The sequence below is a fragment of the Roseateles sp. P5_E4 genome, from assembly GCF_054049255.1.
This window is the reverse complement of sequence record NZ_JBFUMS010000002.1, coordinates 495657-519915: the sequence shown is the minus strand read 5'-3', so window position 1 is coordinate 519915 and position 24259 is coordinate 495657. Positions and strand designations below refer to the sequence as shown.

24 protein-coding genes are annotated in these 24259 nt (G+C 68.4%); 15 read left to right on the top strand and 9 right to left on the bottom strand.

Annotated features, from left to right (window positions below):
* Nucleotides 1-95 precede the first annotated feature (95 nt).
* The 5 genes from ACXJLH_RS05105 to ACXJLH_RS05085 all read left to right on the top strand — a co-directional run bounded on the left by ACXJLH_RS05105 (nucleotide 96) and on the right by ACXJLH_RS05085 (nucleotide 4773).
* Entirely contained in the window at nucleotides 96-1106 is a 1011-nt protein-coding gene (locus ACXJLH_RS05105) for a TRAP transporter substrate-binding protein (RefSeq protein WP_056194552.1), read from the top strand.
* 124 nt (nucleotides 1107-1230) lie between these two features.
* Complete coding sequence (locus ACXJLH_RS05100) at nucleotides 1231-1848, top strand: TRAP transporter small permease (RefSeq protein WP_457442735.1); 618 nt, start codon at nucleotides 1231-1233, stop codon at nucleotides 1846-1848.
* Nucleotides 1845-3128 (top strand): TRAP transporter large permease, encoded by a 1284-nt coding sequence (locus tag ACXJLH_RS05095; RefSeq protein ID WP_457356544.1) that lies wholly within the window; start codon nucleotides 1845-1847, stop codon nucleotides 3126-3128. Before ACXJLH_RS05100 ends, ACXJLH_RS05095 begins: the two co-directional genes overlap by 4 nt.
* A 10-nt stretch (nucleotides 3129-3138) precedes the next feature.
* Nucleotides 3139-4116, top strand: coding sequence for an SRPBCC family protein (locus tag ACXJLH_RS05090; RefSeq protein WP_457442733.1), 978 nt, complete (start codon nucleotides 3139-3141; stop codon nucleotides 4114-4116).
* A 39-nt stretch (nucleotides 4117-4155) separates the two neighbouring features.
* Nucleotides 4156-4773: an ANTAR domain-containing response regulator gene (locus tag ACXJLH_RS05085; protein WP_056194563.1), complete on the top strand. Its 618-nt coding sequence runs from the start codon at nucleotides 4156-4158 to the stop codon at nucleotides 4771-4773.
* Between the two features lie 129 nt (nucleotides 4774-4902).
* On the opposite strand, the gene ACXJLH_RS05080 is transcribed toward ACXJLH_RS05085, so the two are convergent.
* Nucleotides 4903-5262: a hypothetical protein gene (locus tag ACXJLH_RS05080; RefSeq protein ID WP_457442731.1), complete on the bottom strand. Its 360-nt coding sequence runs from the start codon at nucleotides 5260-5262 to the stop codon at nucleotides 4903-4905.
* A gap of 5 nt (nucleotides 5263-5267) precedes the next feature.
* A complete protein-coding gene (locus ACXJLH_RS05075; protein ID WP_457442729.1) occupies nucleotides 5268-6686 on the bottom strand; it encodes a DNA/RNA non-specific endonuclease in 1419 nt (472 codons plus the stop codon).
* 275 nt (nucleotides 6687-6961) lie between these two features.
* Between ACXJLH_RS05075 and ACXJLH_RS05070 the strand changes: the two genes are divergently transcribed.
* The 6 genes from ACXJLH_RS05070 (at nucleotide 6962) to ACXJLH_RS05045 (ending at nucleotide 12173) form a co-directional block, all read left to right on the top strand.
* Complete coding sequence (locus tag ACXJLH_RS05070) at nucleotides 6962-7117, top strand: hypothetical protein (protein ID WP_457442727.1); 156 nt, start codon at nucleotides 6962-6964, stop codon at nucleotides 7115-7117.
* A 29-nt stretch (nucleotides 7118-7146) separates the two neighbouring features.
* A complete protein-coding gene (locus ACXJLH_RS05065; RefSeq protein WP_457442725.1) occupies nucleotides 7147-8298 on the top strand; it encodes a hypothetical protein in 1152 nt (383 codons plus the stop codon).
* A 171-nt stretch (nucleotides 8299-8469) separates the two neighbouring features.
* Nucleotides 8470-8835 (top strand): hypothetical protein, encoded by a 366-nt coding sequence (locus ACXJLH_RS05060; protein ID WP_457442723.1) that lies wholly within the window; start codon nucleotides 8470-8472, stop codon nucleotides 8833-8835.
* A 380-nt stretch (nucleotides 8836-9215) separates the two neighbouring features.
* On the top strand, nucleotides 9216-10463 hold the full coding sequence (locus ACXJLH_RS05055) for a CmpA/NrtA family ABC transporter substrate-binding protein (RefSeq protein WP_457442721.1): 1248 nt from the start codon (nucleotides 9216-9218) through the stop codon (nucleotides 10461-10463).
* Nucleotides 10464-10465: 2 nt separating this feature from the next.
* Entirely contained in the window at nucleotides 10466-11371 is a 906-nt protein-coding gene (ntrB, locus tag ACXJLH_RS05050; RefSeq protein ID WP_457389979.1) for a nitrate ABC transporter permease, read from the top strand.
* Between the two features lie 4 nt (nucleotides 11372-11375).
* Nucleotides 11376-12173: an ABC transporter ATP-binding protein gene (locus tag ACXJLH_RS05045; protein ID WP_457356539.1), complete on the top strand. Its 798-nt coding sequence runs from the start codon at nucleotides 11376-11378 to the stop codon at nucleotides 12171-12173.
* Nucleotides 12174-12847: 674 nt separating this feature from the next.
* Here ACXJLH_RS05045 and ACXJLH_RS05040 read toward each other — a convergent pair.
* Nucleotides 12848-13642 (bottom strand): hypothetical protein, encoded by a 795-nt coding sequence (locus ACXJLH_RS05040; RefSeq protein ID WP_457442719.1) that lies wholly within the window; start codon nucleotides 13640-13642, stop codon nucleotides 12848-12850.
* A 74-nt stretch (nucleotides 13643-13716) separates the two neighbouring features.
* Entirely contained in the window at nucleotides 13717-15162 is a 1446-nt protein-coding gene (gene pdxR / locus ACXJLH_RS05035; RefSeq protein ID WP_457442717.1) for a MocR-like pyridoxine biosynthesis transcription factor PdxR, read from the bottom strand.
* 76 nt (nucleotides 15163-15238) lie between these two features.
* Between pdxR and ACXJLH_RS05030 the strand changes: the two genes are divergently transcribed.
* The gene (locus ACXJLH_RS05030; RefSeq protein WP_457442715.1) at nucleotides 15239-15727 is read left to right on the top strand and encodes a cupin domain-containing protein; all 489 of its coding nucleotides are present in this window, start codon (nucleotides 15239-15241) and stop codon (nucleotides 15725-15727) included.
* A gap of 4 nt (nucleotides 15728-15731) precedes the next feature.
* Here the strand turns inward: ACXJLH_RS05030 and ACXJLH_RS05025 are convergent, their stop codons facing one another.
* Nucleotides 15732-16475: an SDR family oxidoreductase gene (locus ACXJLH_RS05025; RefSeq protein ID WP_457442713.1), complete on the bottom strand. Its 744-nt coding sequence runs from the start codon at nucleotides 16473-16475 to the stop codon at nucleotides 15732-15734.
* 97 nt (nucleotides 16476-16572) lie between these two features.
* Here ACXJLH_RS05025 and ACXJLH_RS05020 point away from each other — a divergent pair, with 97 nt between their 5' ends.
* Complete coding sequence (locus ACXJLH_RS05020) at nucleotides 16573-17469, top strand: AraC family transcriptional regulator (protein ID WP_457442711.1); 897 nt, start codon at nucleotides 16573-16575, stop codon at nucleotides 17467-17469.
* On the opposite strand, the gene ACXJLH_RS05015 is transcribed toward ACXJLH_RS05020, so the two are convergent.
* The 4 genes from ACXJLH_RS05015 to ACXJLH_RS05000 all read right to left on the bottom strand — a co-directional run bounded on the left by ACXJLH_RS05015 (nucleotide 17466) and on the right by ACXJLH_RS05000 (nucleotide 22265).
* The gene (locus tag ACXJLH_RS05015; RefSeq protein ID WP_457442709.1) at nucleotides 17466-18593 is read right to left on the bottom strand and encodes an ATP-binding protein; all 1128 of its coding nucleotides are present in this window, start codon (nucleotides 18591-18593) and stop codon (nucleotides 17466-17468) included. The two genes, ACXJLH_RS05020 and ACXJLH_RS05015, sit on opposite strands and share 4 nt — an antisense overlap.
* Complete coding sequence (locus tag ACXJLH_RS05010) at nucleotides 18587-19294, bottom strand: response regulator (RefSeq protein ID WP_457319737.1); 708 nt, start codon at nucleotides 19292-19294, stop codon at nucleotides 18587-18589. The genes ACXJLH_RS05015 and ACXJLH_RS05010 overlap by 7 nt, the downstream gene beginning before the upstream one ends.
* An 84-nt stretch (nucleotides 19295-19378) precedes the next feature.
* Nucleotides 19379-20278, bottom strand: a complete 900-nt coding sequence (locus ACXJLH_RS05005) for an intradiol ring-cleavage dioxygenase (protein ID WP_457442707.1) — start codon at nucleotides 20276-20278, stop codon at nucleotides 19379-19381.
* A gap of 730 nt (nucleotides 20279-21008) precedes the next feature.
* A complete protein-coding gene (locus ACXJLH_RS05000) occupies nucleotides 21009-22265 on the bottom strand; it encodes an ANTAR domain-containing response regulator (protein WP_457442705.1) in 1257 nt (418 codons plus the stop codon).
* A gap of 195 nt (nucleotides 22266-22460) precedes the next feature.
* On the opposite strand from ACXJLH_RS05000, the gene ACXJLH_RS04995 reads away from it, so the two are divergent.
* Entirely contained in the window at nucleotides 22461-23720 is a 1260-nt protein-coding gene (locus ACXJLH_RS04995; protein ID WP_457389981.1) for an MFS transporter, read from the top strand.
* A gap of 60 nt (nucleotides 23721-23780) precedes the next feature.
* Complete coding sequence (locus ACXJLH_RS04990) at nucleotides 23781-24245, top strand: hypothetical protein (protein WP_457442703.1); 465 nt, start codon at nucleotides 23781-23783, stop codon at nucleotides 24243-24245.
* Nucleotides 24246-24259 lie beyond the last annotated feature (14 nt).

Here is a 24259-nt window from a genome sequence, read left to right as displayed (position 1 = left end):
GGCCGCGCGAAATGTGGAACTCCACAACTATCTGCAGGGTCCCGGGCTCGGAAGAATGCCGTCCAGACCCCTCATTCCAATATCGGAGACAAACCATGATCCTGCGCCGTCTCGCACTCGCCGCCGCCCTGGCCCTGCCTTTCAGCCTGCCCACGGCGGCCTTCGCCCAGGCCCCCATCGTCATCAAGTTCAGCCACGTCGTCGCGCCCGACACGCCCAAGGGCAAGGGCGCCCAGCGCTTCAAGGAGCTGGCCGAGCAGAAGACCGGCGGCAAGGTCAAGATCGAGCTCTACCCCAACAGCCAGCTCTACAAGGACAAGGAAGAGATGGAGGCCCTGCAGCTGGGCTCGGTGCAGATGCTGGCGCCGTCCCTGGCCAAGTTCGGGCCGCTGGGCGTCAAGGAGTTCGAGGTCTTCGACCTGCCCTACCTGTTCAAGGACACCGATTCCTTCCGCGCCGTGACCGACGGTCAGCTCGGCGCCGATCTCTTCAAGAAGCTGGAACCCAAGGGCATCAAGGGCCTAGCCTACTGGGACAACGGCTTCCACATCATGAGCGCCAACAAGCCGCTGCACAACGTGGCGGACTTCAAGGGCATGAAGATGCGCATCCAGTCCAGCAAGGTGCTGGACGCGCAGATGCGCGCCCTGGGCGCCATCCCGCAGGTGATGGCCTTCTCCGAGCTCTACCAGGCACTGCAGACCGGTGTGGTGGACGGCACCGAAGGCGTGCCGAGCAACTTCTACACGCAGAAGATCTTCGAAGTGCAAAAGCACATGACGATGTCCAATCACGGCCACCTGGCCTATGCGGTCATCGTCAACAAGAAGTTCTGGGACGGCCTGCCGGCGGACATCCGCACCCAGCTGGAAGCGGCCATCAAGGAAGCCACGACCTACGCCAACGCCATCGCCAGCACCGAGAACGGCCGCGCGCTGGAAGGCATCAAAGCCAGCGGCAAGGTGACCATCTACACGCCGACGCCCGCCGAGACCAACGAGTGGAAGAAGGCGCTGATGCCCGTCCACAAGGAGATGGAATCGCGCGTCGGCAAGGCCACCATCGAGGCCGCCTACAAGACGGCTGGCTTCGTCGCGCCGAAATAAGCCCCCCCGTACCGGCTGACGCCGGCCCCCCAGGGGGCAAGCCAGCGGCCTGGCAAAGCCAGTTCCGCGGCTTCGCTCGGTCAATACACCGCCTGGCGTCCGCCGGAGGCGGTTGGAGAAACTCATGTTGAACAAAGCGCTCAATCATCTGGAGGAGTGGATGATCTCCTTCCTGATGGCCGCGGCGACGCTGGTGATCTTTTTCGCCGTCGTGCACCGCTACCTGGCCGGGCTGCCCTATATCCAGGACATCGCCCTCAAGATCCACATGAGCTGGGCCCAGGAGCTCTGCATCATCCTGTTCGTGTGGATGTGCAAGTTCGGCGCGGCCTATGGCGTGCGCACCGGCATCCACGTCGGCGTGGACGTCATCATCAACCGCATGTCGCCCGCCAACCGCGGCCGCTTCGTCATCTTCGGCCTGCTGGCCGGCGCGCTGTTCACCGGCGCCATCGCCGTGCTGGGCGGCACCTTCGTCTGGGACAACGGCGCCCACCACGCCTTCCTGGACCTCATCGGCCAGCCGCGCGAGGACGTCTACGAAGGCCCGACGACGCCTGACCTGGAATGGCCGACCTGGATGGTCTATTCGGCCATCCCGCTCGGTTCGGCGCTGATGTGCTATCGCTTCCTGCAGGTCTGCTGGACCTTCCACAAGACCGGCGAACTGCCCAAGCATGACGAGTCCCACGTCGAGGGCGTGGATGAACAGACCCCGCTGGAAGTGGAGGCCCGCAAATGAATGCACTCATCATCTTCAGCCTGCTGCTGGCGCTGATGCTGACCGGCATGCCGATCAGCATCTCGCTCGGCCTCACCGTGATGACCTTCATCGTCACGATGACCCAGGTCCCCATCGAATCGGTCGCCCTGAAGCTGTTCACGGGCATCGAGAAGTGGGAAATCATGGCCGTGCCCTTCTTCATCCTGGCCGGCAACTTCCTGACCCACGGCGGTGTCGCGCGGCGGATGATCAATTTCGCCACGTCCATGGTCGGCCACTTCCACGGCGGCCTGGCGCTGGCGTCCATCCTGGCCTGCTCGATGTTCGCGCTGGTCTGCGGCTCGTCGGTCGCGACGGTGGTGGCCATCGGCTCCATCGTGTTGCCCGCCATGGTGGCTCACGGCTACCCGATGCGCTTCGGCGCCGGCGTCATCATCACGGCCGGGTCACTGGGCATCCTGATGCTGCCGTCGATTCCGAAGGTCATCTACGCGATCTCGACCAACACCTCCATCGGCGCCCTGTTCGTCGCTGGCCTGCTGCCCGGCATCACGCTGGCCCTGATGCTGGCCGCGGTGACCTGGTACATCGCCCGCAAGAACAACTACCCGCGCCTGGCCCGCATGGGCTGGATGGCCCGCTTCCAGGCCTTCCGCAAGAGCTTCTGGGGCCTGCTGCTCGTCGTCATCATCGTCGGCGGCATCTGGTCGGGCGCCTTCACGGCCACCGAGGCGGCGGCGATGGCGGCGGTGTACTCCTTCTTCGTGGCCATCTTTGTCTACAAGGACCTGAAGCTCAAGGACGTGCCCAAGGTGCTGAAGGACTCGGCCAACATGTCCGCGATGCTGCTCTACATCATCACGAACGCGGTGCTGTTCTCCTTCGTGCTGACCAACGAGAACCTGCCCCACCAGCTGGCCGATTGGCTGCTGGGCATGAACCTGGGGCAGAACGGCTTCCTGTTCGTCGTCAACCTGGTGCTGCTGGGTGCTGGGAACTTCATGGACCCGTCGTCCATCATCCTGATCATGGCGCCGATCTTCTTCCCGGCCGCCATGCAGCTGGGCGTGAACCCGGTGCACTTCGGCATCCTGATCGACGTCAACATGGAAGTGGGCCTGTGCCACCCGCCGGTGGGCCTGAACCTGTACGTCGCTTCGGGCATCTCGAAGTTGGGCATCACCGAGCTGACCAAGGCCGTCATGCCCTGGCTGCTGACGATGATCGTCTTCCTCGTCATCGTCACCTACTGGCCTTGGCTGACGCTCGTCGTTCCCCAAATGATGGGCATGCTCTAAGGAGCCGACCATGAGTGCGCTCCTCTTCGCGCTGGCCCTGCTGACAGTGCTGCTGCTCGTCTACATGGGCCGCTACAGCGGCCGGGTGCGGGCCGAGGAGAGCCGGCTCATCGCCGCGCCGCCTGAGGCCATCTATCAACGCGTGGCCGACCTGGCGCAGTGGCAGGCCTGGAATCCCTGGCTGGAGCATGCGCGTGGCGCGCGTGCCGAGGCCGACGGCATCGCCCTGGCCTGGGACGTGCCCCAGGTCGGCCGCGGCAGCGTGCGCCAGACGGGGCAGAGGCCGTCGCGCGCGCTGCGCCAGCGCCTGCAGTTCGCCCTGCCTTTTGCCTATCGCGGCCGCTCGGACTGGCGCTTCGACCCCGCGCCGGGCGGCACCCGGGTCACCTGGCGCTTCAAGGGCCGCGTCGCCTTCACGCTGCGCGCCTTCGCCGCCACCGTACAAGGCGCCACCGCCCTGGACCTGCGCTTCGGCCTGGACCGCCTCGCCGCGACGCTGGAGTCAACGCCCCCGGCCTACACGCTGGATTACCTCGGCGTGCAGGAGCAGCGCGCCCACGTCTACGCCCAGGCGCACCACCGCGGCCCGCTGGACAAGCTGGCCGCGGAGTTGCCGCCACGGATCAAGGAGGTGCGTGAGCAACTCGCCACGGCGGGGCTGGCGGCAACCGGCACCGCCACCATCCACTATCTGAAGACCCAGCTCAAGCTGCGCATCGTCGACTGCCGGGTCGGCGTCGAACTTCCCGCCGATGCCGCATTGCCCAACGGCCTCAAGCTGCAGCAGCAAGCGGCCCACGCCGCCTATGTACTGCGCTATGACGGCCCGCCCGAGGCGCTGGAGCTGGCCTGGTACCAGGCCATGCAGCGCCTGCGCATCGAGCAGCACCAGCCGCATCCGCAGCTGCCGCCCTATGCCTGCTACCTGGGCGATTCGGCACCCGGCCGGCGCGGTGTCGTGCACCTGTATTTGCCGCTGAAGACCTAGGAAACGCCCCACGGCACGCTATTTGCACTGCCCTGGGGCATGAACACGCCCCCGTTTGCCCTCCCCGGGCTGCGCGTGCTGCTGGCGGATGCCGGCCAGCGCCGCAGCCCCGTCATCCGCCTGGAGCTGATCCGGCTGCGCTGCCAGCTCGTCGACGTCATCGACCTCGTCGCCCAGCCTGATGCCCTGCCCATGGCCCTGCAGCGCCTGGCACCCGAGCTGCTGCTGGTCGACTGCGAGCAGCCCACACCCGAGCTGCTGGCCCAGTTGGGCGAATCCCTGCAGCAACAGCCCCGCCCGGTGCTGCTCTTTGCCGAGCAGATGGGCCCGGAGCAGATGCGCGCCGCCCTGCAGGCCGGCATCAGCACCCTGCAGCTCGCCGGCCTGCCGCCGCAGCGCCTGGGTGCCCTCTTGCAACTGGCCCTGGCCCGCTTCGAGCACGACCAGACCCTGCAGCGCGACCTGCGCCAGACCCAGACCCAGCTGGCCGAGCGCAAGCTCGTCGAGAAGGCGCGCGGCATCCTGATGCGCGAGCAAGGGCTGGACGAGGAGGCGGCCTTCCAGCGCCTGCGCCAGCTGGCCATGGACGGCGGGCAAACGCTGGCCTCGGTCGCCATGCGCCTGATTGATGCGGATCAGCTGCTGCGCGCCCGCTGAGCCTCGGCCTGGGGCGCGCGCGCACCAATCAGGGCCGATGCGGCGGCTGCTGCGTGTGCGTCATTTACCGCGCCGGGGCACCGGCCTGCCAAGAAGGATCGGGATGTCGAGCTTGCACGTGCAGCCTTGTCAATCCAGCTCTTTCATGATGTCGCCTTCCTTGTAGTCGTCGCGGTACTCGAAGTCCACCGAGTACTTGCCGCTGCACTCGAGGTTGACAGTCATCATGTACCAGCGGGGTTGGCCGAGATCCTGGGCAAGACGCCAGTGACGCAGCGCTGCATCTTCAACCAGGCTTTCAAGTTCCCGCTTCGGAAAGTCCTTCCTGACAGCGCCATCCGGCGACGTGAACCAGTAGTCAGGCGCCAACACGCTTGCATCAGGCGTGACCCGGAAACAGAAGCGCACTTTCGCCGCACCAGAGCTTTCGCAAACCGCAAACAACGCCCCGGCGATGGCCTGCACAGATTCATCAAGTTTGTTCAGCATCAAATTCATCCCCCGGGGGTATTGGGAAACACTCGTTTGGTCGCCGCGCCGTCGATCCAATACCTCACGTCGATCCTCGTGGGCACCTCGCCAACAGCGGCATAGACAGGACTGACCTCCACCCTCACCTCCTTGCCCACCTGCATCGCCTCGGCCCAGGATTTCTCCATGACCCGGAATTCGCCGCGATTCACGCTGGAGAGTTGGGCGACCAGGTTGATCTTCTCGCCGGCGCCTCCCACCAGCGTACCGATGAGGTGTCCGCCATCGTAGCCATCGCCGCCCGCCCTGCCGGCCAGAAGCTGCTGGTAGGCATTGCGGTCCACCGTCGCGGGATTCAACGTCCCCTCGGCCTTCACGACGCGACCCAGGGTATCCGTCGTGTAGGTATGGCCGTTTGTCAGGACATAGGTGGCGTTCGACTTGAGCTCCCCGCTCAGCTCGGCATTCCAGTCACCTTTCTTGCCAGGAACCTCGCGTATGACGAAGCGGCCGGCCTCTCTTGCTTCGGCTTCGGCGGCATTGCCCAGCAAATGCCCGGCCACATCACCGCCTTCACGCGAGGCGGCCTGCAACAGCTCACCCACTTCCTTGCCGAGCCGGCTTTCAACCGCCGCCGCCTTGAGGACGCCCGCCAGTGGCAATCCGGCCTTGACAACGCTGGCGCCAAGTTCGTTGAGCGCCGCGTCGCCATAGGTTTCGGGAGTGATCGCTTCCACGGCGATACGCAGCCCTTCCAGAGCCACCTGACCGCTGCCACTGGTCTTCGCAACAGCCTGGTCGATCTGCGAAAGCAGGAAGTCCCGCACGTCGGCCACGACGGGGATGCGCTGGCCCCAGACGCCGGTTTCTGGCGGCTCGACGACCGGCCGGTTGTTGGCGGCAGCCCAGTCGCTGAAGGCCTGTGAGCGCTGCACCGCCGCGAGGGCATTGAGCTGCTGCATGCGCTGGGCCAGCATCGCCTCGAAGGCGGCGGTGACCTTGGGATCGACGGGCGGATTCAGGCCCGTGCCATCGCTGATGACCAGGCGACCGTTCTCGTCGCGGTAGACCTGGAATTTGTCGTGCTCGCCCGCCGGGTTGAGATCCACGTTCTGGCCGTAGATCTCGCGCATCATGCGGACGGTGAACTGGGAGTCGGACTCGCCCTCGCGAGGCGTGATCACGCTCAGATCGACCGGCTCTGCCGGCAAAGGCGTCACGACGGCCGGTGGCGGGGCCGGCACGGGGAAGGTCTGCACGCCGTCGCCATCGGCCGGCGCCGGCGCGGGCGCCTGCACTGGAGGCAGGTTGTCCCGCATCAGCCCGTCCAGCCAGGCACTGGCAAATGCATGCGCCGGATCGTCCGGCGAGGCGGCCGCGCGGATGGCGCTGCCCAGCACCGTGTTGAAGGAGCGCGCGGCGAAGGCCTCGGCCGTGCTCATCGTGCCGGCCGCCACGGCCCTGTTGATGCTCTCGCCGATGTTGGCGTTCGTCAGGTCCGCCAGCCCGCTGGCAAAGCCCGCGATCGCGCCATCCTTGAACTTGCCGCCCAGCAGCGCCTGGATGCCGCCCTGCACCGTCATGCGGGCGGCGACGCCGGCGGCCGCGCCTAGCCCGGCATCCTTGATGCGTGTTGGTGAGCCCGGGCGTCAGGCCGGCCGTCAGTGCGCCGCTGACGGCGCCAATGAGCACGCCCTTGAGGCTGAGGTTGCCGTTGATGACCCCGCCCGCGAAGGAGGCCGCGGCACCGGCGGCCGCCGCCGAGCCGACGGCGCCCCAGCCGGCCGCCGAAGCCGCACCGGCGGTGGCCCAGCTGACGAAGGCCACCATCACGACCGGCATTGCACGCTCGAACCAGTTGCGGTGCTCGTAGAGGTTGTCGCGCGACGTGACCCAGCCGAGTTGCGGGTCGAAGCCGACGCCCGCGTCGTTGTTGAGCTTGGGCGCACGGTTCAGGTCCAGCGCCACCAGCTCCCCGTCCCAGACGCCGCTGTCCCCGAGGGCGGCGTGCGGGTTGTCCAGGCCGGGCTGGCTGACCCAGCGGGGCGGACCGCCACTCTCGCTGTTGTCCTGCTGCAGCGTGATCTGGCTGTGGGCCTGGCCGTAGAAGCGGGCGAACGCCTCCTGAGCCAGCCCGCCCTGGGCCAGCCAGGCGTTCGTGAACGCCGCCTCGTCGAAGACGCGCTGTGTGGCCAGCACCGGCGCGCCGCTGGCGTCGCGCAGGATCTCGCCGTCGCCCACGGTCTGGTAGATGCCGGTGGGCCAGCCCGTCTCCGGGTCGGTGCCGAACTGCAGCGGCACCTCGATCCAGCCCGTGCCGCCACCGTCGCGCGCGGTCTGCATGGCCGCGGCATGGGTCTGGCGCACGGCCGCCATGGCCTGGCTGAGCTGGGTCAGCTCAGCGACACGCTCGGTGCCGTACAGGCGCTGCTGCTCCAGCGCGAGGCCGCTCGTCGGCGCGGCGGGCGCGCCGCCGAGCTGGGTGCGCAGCTGGGTGAGGAAGGGGTCAGCCAGATAGAGGTCGAGCTGGCCAAGGCTGGCGGCGTCGCCCATCGCCACGCCGGGCTGCGGCGGCGGGCCGGCGTTGATGGCGTGGTCCTGCGTGCCCAGCGCCCACAGCCCCGGTTGCGTGCCGAGCAGTTGCTGCACGGGCTGGCCGTAAAGCTCGGCCAGCTTGTTCAGCGGCGCGGAGGCCTCGGGCCGCGCGGCAAGGCGCTCGCGGTAGGCCTGCTCGTAGGCACCATCGTCGAAGCTCAGCCACTGGCCCTGCGGCGCGGGGGCGCCCATGCCCTCGCGCAGCATCCAGGCCGGCACGGGCCCGGGAGCCGCGGCCGCCGCGGCGGTGTCGGGCACGAAGACGGCGCCGTTGACGGGGTTGCCGTCGTGATCGGTTTGCGCAGCCACCCAGCCGGAGCCGATCGCCTGCGCCACATCGGCGGGTGGCGCCTGACGGGCGGCTTCACGCGCAGCTTCGAATTCAGCGCGCACGCCCTTCAGCGCGGCTTCGCGCTGGTTCAGCCAGTCCGGGTTGACCGCCGGACCGAGCGGCAATGACACGGTGCCAACGTTGGCCGTGGGTGGCTTGGATGCGGCGGCAGGCGCGGCAGCAGGGGGTGGCGCCTCGACAGGAGCCGCCGCTTCGACCGATGCCGGCTCGCTGGCCGACGGCGGCGCGGGTGCGGGCGGCGGGGCCGGCACGGGCACCTCGGCAACCGAGGCAGGCGTGTGGCTGGGCAGCTCGCCGTCCTGGCCGCCGTCGCGCTCGAAGCGCTCGAAACGTTCGAAGCGCCCTTCAGGCTCGCGCTGCCGCAGCGGCCAGCGGTCGCCATCGACCAGGCGCGGCAGCCGGCGCATCGGACCCGGTTCCGGCAGCAGCACGAAGGCCGGCGGTTGCCGGGCCATCTCGGCAAGCAACCGGCTGGGCGTCTCTTCGGCGATGACCGGCTCGGGCGCCGGCGCCTCAGATGCGCCATGCCGGGGCGCATCGGCGTCACGCTGCACCGGATCGAAGGCATCAAGGCTTTCAAAAGGGGCAACGCTGTAGTTGTCCAGCCGCATGGGGCACTCCCTGTCTTGGTATGGCCGCATTGAAGCGGCTGCCCCCGTCGGCGGGCAATTGCGGGCGCTCCTAAAAATGCATGCCCGCACCCGGGGCGCCGCGCACCCGGACGCACCAACACGCGTCGTGACTGCACGCACCGACCCGGCGCAAACCGCCCGCCACAGCGCCTGCCATGCGCCAAGCGCGTGCAAATCGGGCCTGGCGCCACGGTGCGGGGGCTGGCACGTAACCTGCGTTAACCAATGCGAGGCCTGCAATGGCGCAGGCCTCTCGGGCCGGCCGGCTGATGAATCGGCCGGCACTTCGGGACAACGGCGTCCGACCTCTCCTTTGTCGCTCGCGCTGCTCGCCGCGGTGCGGGCGATGCGTGGTCGCACGGCGTTGCGCCTTGCATGAACAGGAGCCCGTGATGACCGCCAGCGACAACTCGAACGCCACGCCCCACCTTCAGCGCCGCAGCCTGCTGGCCGCGGCTGCAGCCCTCCCCACCCTCGGCTTGGCCGGCGGTGCCTGGGCCCAGGGATCGGACAAGCCCGAGAAGGAGGAAGTGCGCATCGGCTTCATCCCGCTGACGGATTGCGCATCGGTCGTGATGGCCGCCGAGCTGGGCTTCGACAAGAAGTACGGCGTCAAGATCATCCCGACCAAGGAGGCTTCCTGGGCCGGCGTGCGCGACAAGCTCGTCAACGGCGAGCTGGACATGGCGCATGTGCTCTACGGCCTCGTCTACGGCGTCCATCTGGGCACCAGCGGCCCCAAGAAGGACATGGCCGTGCTGATGAACCTGAACCACAACGGCCAGGCCTTCACGCTGTCCAAGGCGCTGGCCGACAAGGGCGCCGTCGACGGCCCGTCGCTGGCCAAGGTGATGGCGGCCAACCCGCGCGAATACACCTTCGCTGGCACCTTCCCGACCGGCACCCACGCGATGTGGATGCATTACTGGCTGGCCGCCGCGGGCATCAACCCGATGTCGGGCGCCAAGCTCATCACCGTGCCGCCGCCGCAGATGGTGGCCAATATGCGCGTGGGCAACATGGACGGCTTCTGCGTCGGCGAGCCCTGGAACCACCGCGCCATCATGGACGGCATCGGCATCACGGCCAACACGACGCAGGACCTCTGGAAGGACCACCCCGAGAAGGTGCTGGGCACCAGCGCCGACTTCGTCAAGAAGTACCCCAACACCACCCGCGCCGTCATGATGGCCGTGCTGGAGGCCAGCCGCTGGATCGACGCCAGCCTGTCCAACAAGCTGAAGATGGCCGAGACGGTGGCGCAGAAGGCCTACATCAACACCGGTGTCGACGCGATCAACCAGCGCATCCTGGGCCGCTACCAGAACGGCCTGGGCAAGACCTGGGACGACCCCAACCACATGAAGTTCTTCAACGACGGGACGGTGAACTACCCCTACCTGTCCGACGGCATGTGGTTCCTGACTCAGCACAAGCGCTGGGGCCTGCTCAAGTCCCACCCTGACTACCTGGCGGTGGCCAAGCAGGTCAACCAGACGGCGCTCTACAAGCAAGTGGCCAGCGCCATGGGCATCAACGTGCCCAAGAGTGACTTCCGCACCAGCAAGCTGATCGACGGCGTTGTCTGGGATGGCAAGGACCCGGCGAAGTACGCCGACGGCTTCAAGATCAAGGCTTAATCATGGTCTCCGCAGTCTTCCACTCCCCGGGCGAAGCCGTTGCGGCTTCTGCATCCACCACCACCGCCAGCGCCAGCCGCCCCGCGGTTGCCGCACCCGCCGAGATGCCCAAGCCTGCACCGAAACGCACGCCCTACGACTGGCGTGCGCTGGCGATGCGCGTGCTGCCCCCCGTCCTCGGCATGGCCCTGCTCATTGGCCTTTGGGGCCTGGCCACCATGAAGGGCGGCAGCTTCCCCACCCCGGCAGCAACCTTCGATGCCGCCGTGCAGCTCTTCTCCGACCCGTTCTATCGCAAGGGCCCGAACGACCAGGGCATCGGCTGGAACATCCTGAACTCGCTGTCGCGCGTCGGCATGGGCTTCGGCCTGGCGGCCCTCGTCGGCATCCCGCTGGGTTTCATCATCGGCCGCTTCGAGTTCGCCAACCGCATGGTGTCGCCGCTGATCGCGCTACTCAAGCCGGTGTCTCCGCTGGCTTGGCTGCCCATCGGCCTGCTGGTGTTCAAGAGCGCGAATCCGGCCGCGATCTGGACCATCTTCATCTGCTCGATCTGGCCCATGGTGGTGAACACAGCCGTCGGCGTGCAGCGCGTGCCGGTCGACTACCTCAACGTCGCCCGCGTGCTTCGCCTGTCCGAGTGGAAGGTCATCACGCGCATCCTGCTGCCCGCGGTGCTGCCCTATGTGCTGACCGGCGTGCGCCTGTCGGTGGGCACGGCCTGGCTCGTCATCGTCGCGGCCGAGATGCTGACCGGCGGCGTCGGCATCGGCTTCTGGGTCTGGGACGAGTGGAACAACCTCAACGTCGCCCACATCATCATCGCCATCTTCGTCATCGGTACCGTCGGGCTGCTGCTTGAATGGTTCCTGATGTCTCTTGCCAAGCACTTCACCTTCGAGGACTGATGCCATGAAGCCCTTCATCCAAGTGCAAGCCGCCGAGATGGTCTTCACCACCCGCAAGGGGCGCTTCCATGCGCTGCAGGACGTCAATCTCGACGTGCAGCGCGGCGAGTTCATCACGTTGATCGGCCACTCGGGCTGCGGCAAGTCGACGCTGCTGAACCTGATCGCCGGCCTGCTGGCGCCAACCTCGGGCGCGCTGATCTGCGACGGCCGCGAGATCGCCGCGCCGGGGCCCGAGCGTGCCGTCGTCTTCCAGAACCACTCGCTGCTGCCCTGGCTCTCCTGCCTGGACAACGTGCTGCTGGCGGTCGAGTCCGTCTTCAGTGGCAAGGAGAGCCCCGCCCAGCTCAAGGTGCGCGCCCGCGCCGCGCTGGAGCTGGTGGGCATGAGCCATGCGCTGCACAAGCGCCCGCATGAAATCTCGGGCGGCATGAAGCAGCGCGTCGGCATCGCCCGGGCCCTGGCCATGGAGCCCAAGGTGCTGCTGATGGACGAGCCCTTCGGTGCGCTGGACGCGCTGACCCGCGCCAAGCTGCAGGACGAACTGCTGAAGATCGTCGCGCGCACGCAGAGCACGGTGGTCATGGTGACCCACGACGTGGACGAAGCCGTGCTGCTGTCGGATCGCATCGTCATGATGACCAACGGGCCGGCGGCGACGATTGGCGAGATCCTGTCGGTGGGCATCCCGCGGCCGCGGGTGCGGGTGGAGCTGGCGGAAGACGCTCGCTATGTGGCTGCGCGCAAGGAGGTCATCGACTTCCTGTACACAAGGCATGCGCATGTGGAGCAGGCGGCTTGATGGCTTGATGGCTTGATGGCTTGATGGCTGCGGGCGGGCTGCTTTTGCGCAGAGCGCGTCTGCTCGCTGCATTGCCGGGAGTCCGTCCCGGCGGCCGGGTAACTTTCTTCTGCGGGGCCAGAAGAAAGTCACCAAAGAAGAGGCCCTGAACCGCACACCATCGCGGCGCCGCCGTCAGCGGCGCGCGAAAACGCCCTCCGGCTTTGCGGGACGAAGCGACCCGCTGCGCTCTCGCTGCTGTCCCTGTCACCCGCACCATCCATCGCACCACCTGCCCGCTTAACGCGCGGCTGCACGCCGGGCTCACCAGAAAACCAAATGCAGCGTCGCTCGGGCGACGCAACCGGTGGCTGGCACCAACCCCTGTGGCGTCGCCCCAGCGACGCGGTATTTCCTGGTGAGTTCGGCGTGCAGCCGACGTTAACCGGCGTGAAGGGGCGATCCTTGATGCTCATCATAGGGACAGCAGCGAGAGCGCAGCGGGTCGCGTCTGCCCGAAATGGAAGTGAGAGTTTTCGCGCGCCGATCCTGGCGGTGTGGTGCTCGCGTGCGGTTCAGGGCCTCTTCTTTGGTGACTTTCTTCTGGCSCCGCAGAAGAAAGTTACCCGGCCGCCGGGACGGACTCCCGGCAATGCAGCGRGCAGRCRCGCTCTCCGCTAAAGCAACCCTCCAACCTACCCAGCCACTACCTCGAAATAGCGCTCAAACGACGCATCCACCGCTTGCCGCCCACCGCCAATGATGTTCAGCCCCCACGTGAACCCATACACGTCGTCAAACTGAACACCCCGCAGCCTCGCCTGCGTCTCCCTCACCAACGCCGGCCTTGCCGGCACATGGTTGGGCACGCTGTACATGAAGCTGACGTGCCGCCGGTCCTGCGCCACATGCAGCGCATCACCCGCCAGCAACAGCGACTTTCCGCCGCCAGACCAGTGCAGCACCGTGCTGCCCGGGAAGTGCCCCGGGCAACGCAACAGCGTCGCGCCGCGGCCCAGGTCCAGCGTGTCGCCGCGCCAAAACTCCACCCAGCGCGAACAGCGCGCCACCCACTCGCGGTCGTTCTCGTGCACGAAGATCGGCACGCCGCCCAACGCCTCGCTCCAGCGCACCATGGCCGAATAGAAGTGCGGGTGGGAGATCGCGATGCGCTCCACGCCACCGCGCCGCTTCAGCTCAGCCACCGCCTCCTCTGTGACGAGGGCCGTGCTCTCCCACAACACACCTGCCTCGGGCAGGTGCAGCGCCCGCTGCGGAATCGCGAAGCCCGGTGCGACACCGATGCCGAACAGCGTGTGATCCATCTCCAGCCGGTTGCGGTGGAGGGTGGCCAGCTCGTCATGTGTCGTCCAGGCCTGCCCTTGCCAGCCGACGTACTGACGCTCGTCGCTGCAGATGCGGCACAGCCCCGGCGGCTGGGCGCTGTCGTCGTGTTCGGTGCCGCAGGTGCGGCACATGAAGTGGGCCATGGGGTGCTCCGTGATTTGCCAGGGCTGCAGCCTAGACAGGCCGGCCATCCGGTCACAGAGCCAAGTTCAGTGATTCAGAGGGTGCCAAGCGCCTTTGAGAGGCGTCGCACGGCCTCCGGAATGCGCGCCGCCGTGACGCTGCCGTAGCCCAGCACCAGCCCCTGCACGCTGCCCGCGCCCAGCCAGTAGCGGCTCAGCGGCTCGACGCCGACGCCGGCGGCCCAGGCGCGACGCGTCAGCTCGTCGGCATCGACGCCGGGCAGCGCCACGGCCAGGTGCAGGCCCGCAATGGCGGAGAAGATTTCCACCCGATCGCCCATATGGCGCTTGAGCATCTGCTCCAGCACGCGGCGCCGCTCGGCGTACTCGCCCCGCATGCGGCGCACATGCCGCAGCAGATGGCCCTCGGCGATGAAGTCGGCCACGGCCGCCTGCGTCAGCGCCGGCGTGCCAAAACCCGCCGCATGCTTGGCTGCCACCAGCGCCTCGCGTGCCCAGGCGGGAGCGACGACATAGCCCAGGCGCAGCGCCGGCAGCATGCTCTTGGACAAGGTACCGACATAGAAGACGCGGCCATCGCGGTCCAGCGTCTTCAAGGCGTCCAAGGGCCGCGACGTGAAGCGGAACTCGCCGTCGTAGTCGTCCTCGATGACGACGGCCTGGTGCGCGGCGGCCCAGTTCAGCAGGTCGCGACGGCGCGGCAGCGACATCGCCATGCCCAGCGGCGCCTGATGCGACGGCGTCACGCAGACGATGCGTGTCTCCGTCGGCAGGGCGCTCACGACCAGCCCTTCAGCGTCCAGCGGTATCGGCGCGAGCTTCGCCCCTGCAGCCAGCAGGGCCGCGCGCAGCGGCGGGTAGCCGGGGTTCTCGACAGCGGCCAGCGTCTGACCCGGCGTGACCAGCACGCGCGCGATCAGGTCGAAGGCCTGCTGCGCCCCGGCCGTGATGACCACGTCGTCCGCCGTGCAAGCCACCGCGCGGGACGACGACACATGGCCCGCGATGGCGGCCCGCAGCGCCGGCAGACCCTGCGCCGGCGGGTAGCTTGCCGGCTCGCGCGCGGCGGCCTGCAGCGCGCGCGTCTGCAGGCGGCGCAGCACGTCAAAAGGAAAGCTCGCCGTGTCCGGCATGCCGGTCTTGAAGTGATAGGCCGGTGCCGGGCCGCTGGTGAACGCGGCCGGCCACCCGCCACTCTCGCCGCGCAGCCAGCGGCTGTCGGCCCAGGGCGCGACGCTGGCGCGGTCCGACACGCCCACCGCGGCCCGCGGCAGCTCGGCCACAAAGCTGCCGCCCGCGCCGCGCGACTCCAGCCAGCCCTCCGACGCCAGCAGCTCATAGGCGGCCACCGCGGTGTTGCGTGACACGCCCACCTGCGCCGCCAGCTCGCGTGACGACGGCAGGCGCAGCCCCGGTGCAAGGCGCCCGGTGGCGATGGCGTCACGCAGCGCCGCATGCAGGCTGGCCAGGCGCGAACCGCGCGCGGCGAGCTGCAGATCGAGTTCCAGGCTTGGCTCCATGTCTTCTCTTCAATTTGGCTCTTTTGTGGAGCCATGCAAGCCGGCACTCTAGCGCCCTGCAACACAGGAGATTGCCATGAGCTCGATGACGACACCCTTCGATGGCCTGCAACCCCATGTCCGGCCCCATGTCGACGCAGCATTGCGGCGCGCCGGCCTGGACGCCTGGATCCCCGAAGGCCCGGGCAAGTGGTCGCTGCCGCTGCAATTCCTTGCCGATGGCGGCTGGGTGGAACTGATGCGGCTCACGCCTGGAACGAAGTTGACGCTGCACCGCCACCACGGCGAGGTGCACGGCCTGAACCTGCAGGGCCAGCGCCGCCTGGACGACGGCCGCGTCATCGGCGCGGGCGACTATGTCTTCGAACCCGTCGGCAATGTCGACAGCTGGAAGGCGGTCGGCGACGAGGTGCTGGTGCTCCATGTCGTCGTGCGTGGCGACGTGGACTACGTGGCCGCCGACGGCACCGTGCAGCGCCACATCACGACGGCCGACGTGATCGCCGGCTACCGTGACTTCTGCGCGTCGCGCGGCCTGACGCCGCGCCTCACCGAGGCCGCGTGAGCCGTCAGGCCGCCAACGCCACCGCGTCGGCACCTGCGGGCAGGCGCATCGGGCAGCTGGGGTCCGTGGCCGCGCGCCACACAGCCAGGGCCACATCCTGCCCATGCGTGACCTCGCCCGCAGGCTGCTCGGCCCAGTTGGCGAACACGCGCTCGGCCAGCTCCGCGTAGGCCTCGGGGATGCTGCCCTGCATGCGCGAGCGCGCGTTCTCGGCGAAGCGGGTGGTGGGCGAGCGACCCGGCAGCACGACGCAGGCGCGGATGCCGAAGGGATGCAGCTCCAACGCCAGCGACTCGGTGAACGCGTTCACGGCTGCCTTGCTCGCCGTGTAGACGGCCAGTAGCGGCAACGCCTTCAGCGTCACGCTGGACGTGATGTTGATGACGATGCCCGAGCGGCGCTGGCGCATCTGCGGCAACAGGGCCTGCGTCATCGCCATCGTGCCGAAGGTGTTGGCCTCGAAGATCTCGCGCACCTGTGCCATCGGGATGCCTTCCAGCGCGCCCAGCAGGCCGATGCCGGCGTTGTTGACCAGCACGTCGACAGGACCCGCCGCGTCCACGCAGTAGCGGATGCTGGCGGCGTCGGTCACGTCCAGCGGCAGCACGCGCAGGCGTTCGCTGCGCGGCAGCAGATCGTCGCGCGGCGTGCGCATCGTCGCGATGACCTGCCAGCCCTGGTCGAGGAAATGGCGTGCGGTTTCGAGGCCAAAGCCGGACGAGCAGCCGGTGATGAGCACGGTTTTCATTGGGAACTCCAGGGGGTTGGGGGATGCGCCACGATAGGGCGGCGCAGCAGGACTGCCTACAATCAAAAGTCCACAAAACATTGGCAAACGTCCTGTCGTGACCGATCCCCTCGCCGAAGTCGTCGGTCTCCTGCAGCCCGGCGCGCGCTTTTCCAAGGTGGTTGCCGGTGCGGGCGACTGGCGGGTGCGCCGCACGGACGCTGGCCTGCCCTTCTATGCCGTCGTGCTGGAAGGCGCGTGCCGCCTCACGGTCGACGGGCAGCCGCCGCTGGACCTGCAAGCCGGCGACTTTGCCCTGGTGCCCGAGGCGCTGCCCTTCACGACCAGCAGCGCCGGTCCTTCCGCGGCGGATTTGCCCCTGACGCTGCCCGAGCGGCTGGCCGACGGCAGCTACCGCGTCGGCAACGCGGACGGCCCGGCTGACGTGCGGCTGCTGGTGGGGCATTGCAGCTTCGGCTCGCCGGATGCGGCCTTGCTGGTCTCGCTGCTTCCCCAGCTGATGCATGTGCGCGGCGAGCCGCGGTTGACGGCGCTGGTACGGCTGCTCATCGACGAAACCGGCGCCGAGCGGCCGGCGCGCGACGAGGTGCTGGCGCGGCTGCTGGAGGTGTTGCTCATCGAGGCCCTGCGCTGTGCGGCTGGCACCGCCGCGTCGCCGGGCCTGGTGCGCGGCCTGGCCGACGTGCGCCTGGCCGCCGCGCTGCGCCGATTGCACGAAGCACCGGCCCAGCCCTGGACCGTCACCTCACTGGCCAGGGAGGCGGCCCTGTCGCGCTCAGCCTTCTTCGAACGCTTCAACCGCGCGGTGGGCGTCGCGCCGATGAGCTATCTGCTGGCCTGGCGCATGGCTCTGGCGCGGCGGCTGTTGCGCGACGAGAGCCTGGGCGTGGCCGACGTGGCCGAGCGCGTCGGCTACAGCTCGGCCAGCACCTTCAGCGTGGCCTTCACGCGCCACGTGGGCCAGCCACCGGCGCGCTATGCGCGAGGCGCCTAGAAAACGACTTCCGCCCGCAGTCCACCTTCTGGCCGGTTGCTGAGCACGAGCAGCGCGCCCTGCCGCCGCACCAGTTGCTGGGCGATGTACAGGCCCAGCCCCGTGCCGCCGGTTTGGCGGTTGCGCGAGCCCTCGACGCGGCGGAAGGGCTGGCGCACGCGCTCCAGCTCGGCTTCCGGGATGCCGGGGCCGTTGTCTTCCACCACCAGCCGCGTCACACCGGCCGACAGGTCGACGCTGACCTCGGCCTGGCCGGCATAGCGCAGCGCATTGCCGACGAGGTTGTCGACCACGCGACGCAGGGCGACCGGATCGGCTCGCACGACAGCCGGCGGGCCGGTGAAGCTGACGTTGGCGCCCGTCTCGGCCAGGTCGTCGACAGCGGACTGGGCCAGGGCCGACAGATCGACGCGCTGGGCCTCGGCCGCCTCGGCGGGACGGAACACCTCGATGACGCTCTCCACCAGCCGGTTCATCTCGCGGATGTCCTCCACGCAGCGCTCGCGCACGCCGGCTTCCACCTCGCCCGTCTCCAGCCGCAGCCGCATGCGGGTCAGCGGCGTGCGCAGGTCGTGGGAGATGGCCGCGATCATCAGGCCGCGTTCCTCGAACTGGCCGCTCAGCTCGGCCGCCATGCGGTTGAACACGGCCGCGGCGTCACGCACCTCGCGCGTGCCGTCTGCCTCATCGAGCGCGGGCGCCGGGCGGCCCTGGGCGAGCGCCGGCGTCAGCCCCTGCGCCGCGGCAACGAGGCGGCGCACAGGCTGGGCCAGCCAGCGCGAACCCCACCAAGCCGCCAACGCGATGACGAGCAGGCGCACACCGTAATCCAGCAGGCTGGAGCGCCAGGGCAAGCTGGGCGGCAGCGACGGGAAGGTGGGCACGCGGGCGACGTGTTCACCGCGCGGTGGCGGGCCGGCGTCGTCAAAGCCACCAGCCGGCGGAGAAATCGGGCCTCTGTTGGCATGCATCGGGGGTGGCCCGGGGCGCCCGTCCATGCCCGGCCCGTGCAGCGTCTGCGCCACGAGGCTCCAGGCCGCCAGATGGCTCAGCGCCAACGCGGCCCACATCAAAAGGAACAGCCGCAGACCCAGGCGATCCCAGTCTTTCCATGGCTTCAGCACGGGCTCACCTCGGCATCAAAAAGATAGCCCTCGCCGCGCACGGTGCGGATCAGCGACGGCTCGCGCGCCGTGTCGCCGAGCTTGGCACGCAGGCGCGACACGGCCAGGTCAATGCTGCGGTCATTGACCTCAACGCCGGGTGCGCGGGTCAGCTCGATGAGCTGGTCACGGCTGAGCACGCGGCCCGGTCGCTGCACGAAGGCGCCGAGGAGCCGGAACTCGGCGCTGGAGAGGGCAATGCCGACGTCGTCGGCATTGATGAGCTGGCGCGTCATGCGGTCGAAGCGCCAGCGGCCGAAGCGCAGCAGGCGTGTGTCTTCGGCCAGGGTCTGGCCGCCCTTGTTGGCCCGCCTCACCAGGGCCTGCAAGCGCGCGACCAATTCGCGCGGCTCGAAGGGCTTGGCGAGGTAGTCGTCGGCGCCGAGCTCCAGGCCGACGACGCGGCTCATGGTGTCGCCGCGTGCGGTCAGCATCAGCACCGGCGGCGCATCGGCCTGCGTGGACAGCCAGCGCAGCAGCGCCAGGCCGTCTTCGCCGGGCAGCATCAGATCGAGCACGATGACATCGACCTGGTCGCTCGTCAGCTGCTGGCGCATGCCCCGTCCGTCGGCCGCCGCACTGACCCGCCAGCCAAAGCCTTCCAGATAGACCGTCAGGCTGGTGCGGATCTCGGCGTCATCGTCGACAACGAGGCAATGCATGTCAGCCCCTCGTCCGGTGGGTACACCGACCGATCCCTCGAGGGGATGCGGCTCGGCGAGGGGCGGCCCGGCGCTCGATTCCACTCATGCGGCAATACCTACTTTCAAACGGGCCACATAACCGGCACTGACCGAGCCCGTCATCGTCGCGAGCTGCGTCGAATAACCGTCGCTGAAGATGCCGTCGCTGGACAGGCTGATGGCATTGTTGTTGGCCGCGCTGTTGCCATAGCCGCTGGTGGCGTAGACGGCGGTGTTCGAGTCCGCCGGGAAGCACAGCTGCGAGGTGCGCAGCTTGTTGTTCCAGTTGGTCGCCGTCGTCGTGCTGCGGTAGACCTCGAAGTGGATGTGGGGCACGCGGCCCGAGTAGCAGCCCGGGTAGATGGTCTGGAAGGTGGCCGTGCCGTCAGTGGCGGTGGCCTGCACGCCGCGAAGGTAGTTCTCGCCCGTCACGCCGCTGGAGTACATCGAATAGCGACCCAGCGCATCGCAATGCCAGAGGTAGACGGCATAGCCGGACAGGTCGGCGCAGGAGGCATTGGTGTTCACAAGCTCGATGATGACCTGAAGCGGCACGCCTGTGGCTACGCCGCTGGCGCCGGCGATGCTGGCGCGGATGTCGCTGCGCACGATGCCCGACAGGGCCAGCGCGTTGGCGACGCTGCCGTTGGCGGTGTTGGATCCGTCGCCCGGATAGGGGCCTTCGGTCTCGCTGGGAATGACGGAGCAGCTGCTGGTCGTTGTGCCGGAACTGCCGCCGGAGGAGCCCGATGAAGAAGAGGACGATGAGTCGCTCGTCGCGCTGCTGCCGCCACCGCCGCAACCGGTCAGCGCTATCGCGCCGGCGCCGCTGAGCGACACGGCGCCCGCGCCGAGCAGCCAGCGCAGCGCGGTCCGCCGCTCGAAGGCCTGCTGGTGCAGGCGGCTCAGGTCGTGGGCCAGGCCCAGGTCGTGGTCATGCTTGGCGTCGTGATCGTGGTGCATTGCAGCTCCTTCGGCAGTGTCGGATGGAGGCATTGCATCGCTCGGATGTATCGAGGGAATCGACAGATTGTGTCGGCGTGGACATACGGCCTTGAATGCTTTTGCGGAGAGCGTGTCCGCTCGGTGCATTGCCGGGAGTCCCGCCCGGCGGCGGGGTAACTTTCTTCTGCGGCGCCAGAAGAAAGTCACCAAAGAAGAGGCCCTGAACCGCACGCCATCGCGTCACCGCCCTCAGCGGCGCGCGAAAACGTCCTCGGGCTTTGCGGGACGAAGCGACCCGCTGCGCTCTCGCTGCTGTCCCTATCACCTTCACCATCCATCGCGCCACCTGCCCGCTTAACGCCGGCTGCACGCCGTTCTCACCAGGAAGACCGAATGCAGCGTCGCTCGGGCGACGCGACTTGCCGCGCTCACCTGCCCGACACGTCGCCCGAGCGACGCCGCCTTCATTGATAAGCCCGGCGTGCAGCCGGCGTTAAGCGGCGTGAAGTGGCGATGCGTGGCGCTCGTCACAGGGACAGCAGCGAGAGCGCAGCGGGTCGCGTCTGCCCAAATCGGAAGTGAGAGTTTTCGCGCGCCACACTTGGCGGTGTGGTGCTCGTGTGCGGTTCAGCGCCTCTTCTTTGGTGACTTTCTTCTGGCGCCGCAGAAGAAAGTTACCCGGCCGCCGGGACGGACTCCCGGCAATGCAACGAGCAAACACCTGCTACGCAAAAGCACCCACCCAGCTTCACCCCAAGATCAACTGCAACGACCCCTGCAACGCCTGAATCAACGCCTCCAGCGCCTGCAGCAGTCTCTCGCTGCCTTGGTGCATGCGCTGCACCGCGTCGCCCTGCTCGACGCGCAGGCCACGCAGCAGCAGCAGCCAGGCCTCGTCCACGTCCTTGAAGGCCGGCTGCAGAGTCGGGCCTGCGAGTGGCGCGGCGCGCACGCTGTCATAGGCCTTGATGAATTCATCGAGCCCCGCGGCGAGGCCGCTGGCGTCGTGGCCCGGCATGACCTGGGCGAGCAGGCCTTCCTTGGCCAGGCGCTGGCTCAGCAAGCGCAGCCGCGTGACCTGAGCCAACAGGCCGACCGGGCGCTGGCCGGCGCGTTCGGACAGGCGGGCGACCAGCGTCTCGCTGCTTTCCAGCAGGCGCTGGGCTGCCCGGTCGCTGCGGCCGAGGTCGGGCTGGCGGTTGGCCAGCGCGGCGTCCAGCTGAGCCCAGGCGGCCGATACGGCAGACAACTCCTCGGCCAGATCGTGGCGCAGCAGCTCGGCCAGCCGGGCGAGATTGGCCGCCACGCGTTCGGCCGACGCGTCCAGCAAGGCCTGGGCCTCGCGGCGCTCGGGCGGCGTGAGGCGCGGCCACTGGCGCAGGGCCTGCAGCTTGACGAGGCGCTGGCTCAGCATGCGCTGGGCGCCGGCGCGCTCCAGCGCTTCGGCCAGCTCGCTCGTGTGCACGACACCACGCGCCACCTCGGGCAACTTGGACTGGGTCTGCATCGCGGTATTGCGCAACAGCGCGAAGGCGGCCGCCTCGTCGATGCCGCGGGCCTGCATCAACAGGCCCTTGGCACGTTCTGTCCACTTGCGCTCGTCCAGCTTGGCCTGGGCGGCGAGCTCGCGGGCCTGCTGCTGGGCAGTCAGATCACGCGCCCACAGCAAGGCCTCGCCCAGCACGCTGGCATCCACATCGGCCGGCAGCCATTGCACGGCACCGCGGGCCAGCGCAGCCTGCCGCTCGGGCCCCTGAGGCGGCGGCGACAGCAGCACCACGGGCAAGCCGAAAGCCCGCTCCGAGTGCAGAAGCTGCGCCAAGGCGGTGCGGTCCGGGCACCAGAGCAGCCCGACGGCCGGACCGTCGGCGGGCGGCGCAAGCTCCGAAACGGTGCACACAGACCAGCCCAGGGCCTGCAAAGCGGCCACCTGGGGCGGCGGTTCAGGGCTGCAGATCAGCGAGGGCAGCTGGGGCAGCGAGGTAGGAGCGGCGGTATCAGGCATGGCTTCAGGCTTCACGCCCCAAAACGGCGCAAGAAACAGGCCAGCGACGTTGCCGGCGGGTGGGCATGAGGCTTGCAAGTATCGGCCGTGGTTCCCGCAATGGTGCGGAAACCCTCCCGCTGCACGTCCTTGCCGCCCTGGCACGCGACCGGTGGGTTGGCGTGGGCGCGTGCAGCCAGCACGATAGAGCCCAAGATGTCCGCATTCCAGAACTTCAAACGCGCCGGCCACAGCCCCACGCTGTTCGCCGCCTTCCTGTACTTCGCGTTCTCCTGCTGCATCTGGGTGCTCAACGGCGCGCTGGCGCCCTTCATCAGCGAGACCTATCACCTGACACCGGCCCAGAAGGGGCTGATGCTGTCGATCCCAATCATGGCCGGCGCGCTGATGCGCTTCCCGCTCGGTCTGCTGTCGCAATACATCGGCCGCAAGAACGCGACGCTGGTCGAGATGGGCATGATCGCCGTGGCCATGCTGTATGGCTTCTTCATGGTGAAGAGCTATGACGACCTGCTGGCCATGGGCGTGCTGCTGGGCATTGCCGGCGCCAGCTTCGGCGTGGCGCTGAGCCTGGGCTCGGGCTGGTTCCCGCCGCAGTACAAGGGCCTGGCCATGGGCCTGGTGGGCGCGGGCAATGTCGGCACGGCGGTGTCGGTGCTCGTCGCGCCGCCGCTGGCCCAGGCCTATGGCTGGCAGACGGTCTATGCCTTCGCGGCCGCCGCCATCCTGGTGCCAATGCTGGTCATGATCATCTTCGCCAAGGAGCCGCCCGATGTCGACGCGCATGCCTCGCTGCGCGAGCACGTCGCCTGCCTGTTCGAGAAGGATGGCTGGGCCTTCAGCCTGATCTACGGCGTGACCTTCGGCGGCTTCATCGGCCTCACCACCTTCCTGCCCACCTACTACTACGACCAGTTCGGCGTCTCCAAGGTGCAGGCCGGCCAGCTGACCATGCTGGCGGCCTTCATGGGCGCGGCGGTGCGCGTGGTGGGCGGCTGGCTGTCGGACCGCTGGGGCGGCGTCAACATGCTGACCTTCGTGCTGGTCGTCGTCGCGATCACGCTGGCCCTGATCGGCATGAGCAGCGGCTCGCTGGTGCTGACGACGCTGCTGCTCATCGTCTGCTTCGCGGCCCTGGGCGCGGGCAATGGCGCCCTCTTCCAGTTGGTGCCGCTGCGCTGGCCCGCGGCCACGGCCGTGGCCGGCTCGATGATCGGCGAGATCGGCGCCCTGGGCGGCGGCCTGGTGCCCAATCTGATGGGCATGTCCAAGCAGCATGCGGGCACTTATATGTGGGGTTTTGTCGTCTTCGCGGTGTTGGCTGTTTTGATGCTGGGGGTCATGCGCGTCATGCAGATCCGCTGGACGCGCACCTGGGCCGAGAAGGGTGGCCGCGCACGCCAAGCCGCCACGGCCGGCCAGGACGCCGATCCGGTGCATTACCAACGCATCTGAGTCGCGGCTGCCCCTCGCGCGAGGGACAGCCCGACGCGCAACTCTCGGCACACTGGGCGCATGAAGACCCTCATCGCCCTCACCCTCGTCGGTCTGGCCGCCGGCGCCCAGGCCGCCATCAGCTGCAAGATTGCTGGCGCCGACATCCGCGTCTCCGACAGCTACGCCGACTTCAACTACTCGCCCAGCGGCAAGGCGGGCGCGACGGGCAAGCTGTCGCGCTTTCGGCTGATGACGCTGGACGGCGGCGAAGCCCCGACCAGCAACGTCGAGCTGAAGACCGTCGACATCACGGGCCCAGGCGACTACACGCTGTCCATGGAGTCGCTGTGGCGCTCGGTCATCCGCGTGCAAGGCAAGAGCCAGCGCGTGACGGCTGGCAAATTCCACTTCACGCGCTTCGAGATGAAAGACACGGTCGGCCATGCGGCAGGCACTGTCGAGTTCACGACCGACCAGGCCAGCGGCTCCTGCACGTTTGATGTCGAGGTCAAGGGCATCAACCGCGACCGCCTTGGGCTCTGAATAGGGCCTGCTAA

Excerpts from the sequence above, each read along its gene's own strand:
- ACXJLH_RS05105 (WP_056194552.1), top strand. The coding sequence starts at position 96 with ATGATCCTGCGCCGTCTCGCACTCGCCGCCGCCCTGGCCCTGCCTTTC.
- ACXJLH_RS05045 (WP_457356539.1), top strand. The coding sequence starts at position 11,376 with ATGAAGCCCTTCATCCAAGTGCAAGCCGCCGAGATGGTCTTCACCACC.
- ACXJLH_RS05080 (WP_457442731.1), bottom strand. The coding sequence starts at position 5,262 with ATGCTGAACAAACTTGATGAATCTGTGCAGGCCATCGCCGGGGCGTTG.
- ACXJLH_RS05090 (WP_457442733.1), top strand. The coding sequence starts at position 3,139 with ATGAGTGCGCTCCTCTTCGCGCTGGCCCTGCTGACAGTGCTGCTGCTC.
- ACXJLH_RS04990 (WP_457442703.1), top strand. The coding sequence starts at position 23,781 with ATGAAGACCCTCATCGCCCTCACCCTCGTCGGTCTGGCCGCCGGCGCC.
- ACXJLH_RS05095 (WP_457356544.1), top strand. The coding sequence starts at position 1,845 with ATGAATGCACTCATCATCTTCAGCCTGCTGCTGGCGCTGATGCTGACC.
- ACXJLH_RS05030 (WP_457442715.1), top strand. The coding sequence starts at position 15,239 with ATGAGCTCGATGACGACACCCTTCGATGGCCTGCAACCCCATGTCCGG.
- ACXJLH_RS05000 (WP_457442705.1), bottom strand. The coding sequence starts at position 22,265 with ATGCCTGATACCGCCGCTCCTACCTCGCTGCCCCAGCTGCCCTCGCTG.
- ACXJLH_RS05040 (WP_457442719.1), bottom strand. The coding sequence starts at position 13,642 with ATGGCCCACTTCATGTGCCGCACCTGCGGCACCGAACACGACGACAGC.
- ACXJLH_RS05075 (WP_457442729.1), bottom strand. The coding sequence starts at position 6,686 with ATGAGCACGGCCGAGGCCTTCGCCGCGCGCTCCTTCAACACGGTGCTG.
- ACXJLH_RS05025 (WP_457442713.1), bottom strand. The coding sequence starts at position 16,475 with ATGAAAACCGTGCTCATCACCGGCTGCTCGTCCGGCTTTGGCCTCGAA.
- ntrB (WP_457389979.1), top strand. The coding sequence starts at position 10,466 with ATGGTCTCCGCAGTCTTCCACTCCCCGGGCGAAGCCGTTGCGGCTTCT.
- pdxR (WP_457442717.1), bottom strand. The coding sequence starts at position 15,162 with ATGGAGCCAAGCCTGGAACTCGATCTGCAGCTCGCCGCGCGCGGTTCG.
- ACXJLH_RS05010 (WP_457319737.1), bottom strand. The coding sequence starts at position 19,294 with ATGCATTGCCTCGTTGTCGACGATGACGCCGAGATCCGCACCAGCCTG.
- ACXJLH_RS05055 (WP_457442721.1), top strand. The coding sequence starts at position 9,216 with ATGACCGCCAGCGACAACTCGAACGCCACGCCCCACCTTCAGCGCCGC.
- ACXJLH_RS04995 (WP_457389981.1), top strand. The coding sequence starts at position 22,461 with ATGTCCGCATTCCAGAACTTCAAACGCGCCGGCCACAGCCCCACGCTG.
- ACXJLH_RS05070 (WP_457442727.1), top strand. The coding sequence starts at position 6,962 with ATGACCCCGCCCGCGAAGGAGGCCGCGGCACCGGCGGCCGCCGCCGAG.
- ACXJLH_RS05005 (WP_457442707.1), bottom strand. The coding sequence starts at position 20,278 with ATGCACCACGATCACGACGCCAAGCATGACCACGACCTGGGCCTGGCC.
- ACXJLH_RS05085 (WP_056194563.1), top strand. The coding sequence starts at position 4,156 with ATGAACACGCCCCCGTTTGCCCTCCCCGGGCTGCGCGTGCTGCTGGCG.
- ACXJLH_RS05100 (WP_457442735.1), top strand. The coding sequence starts at position 1,231 with ATGTTGAACAAAGCGCTCAATCATCTGGAGGAGTGGATGATCTCCTTC.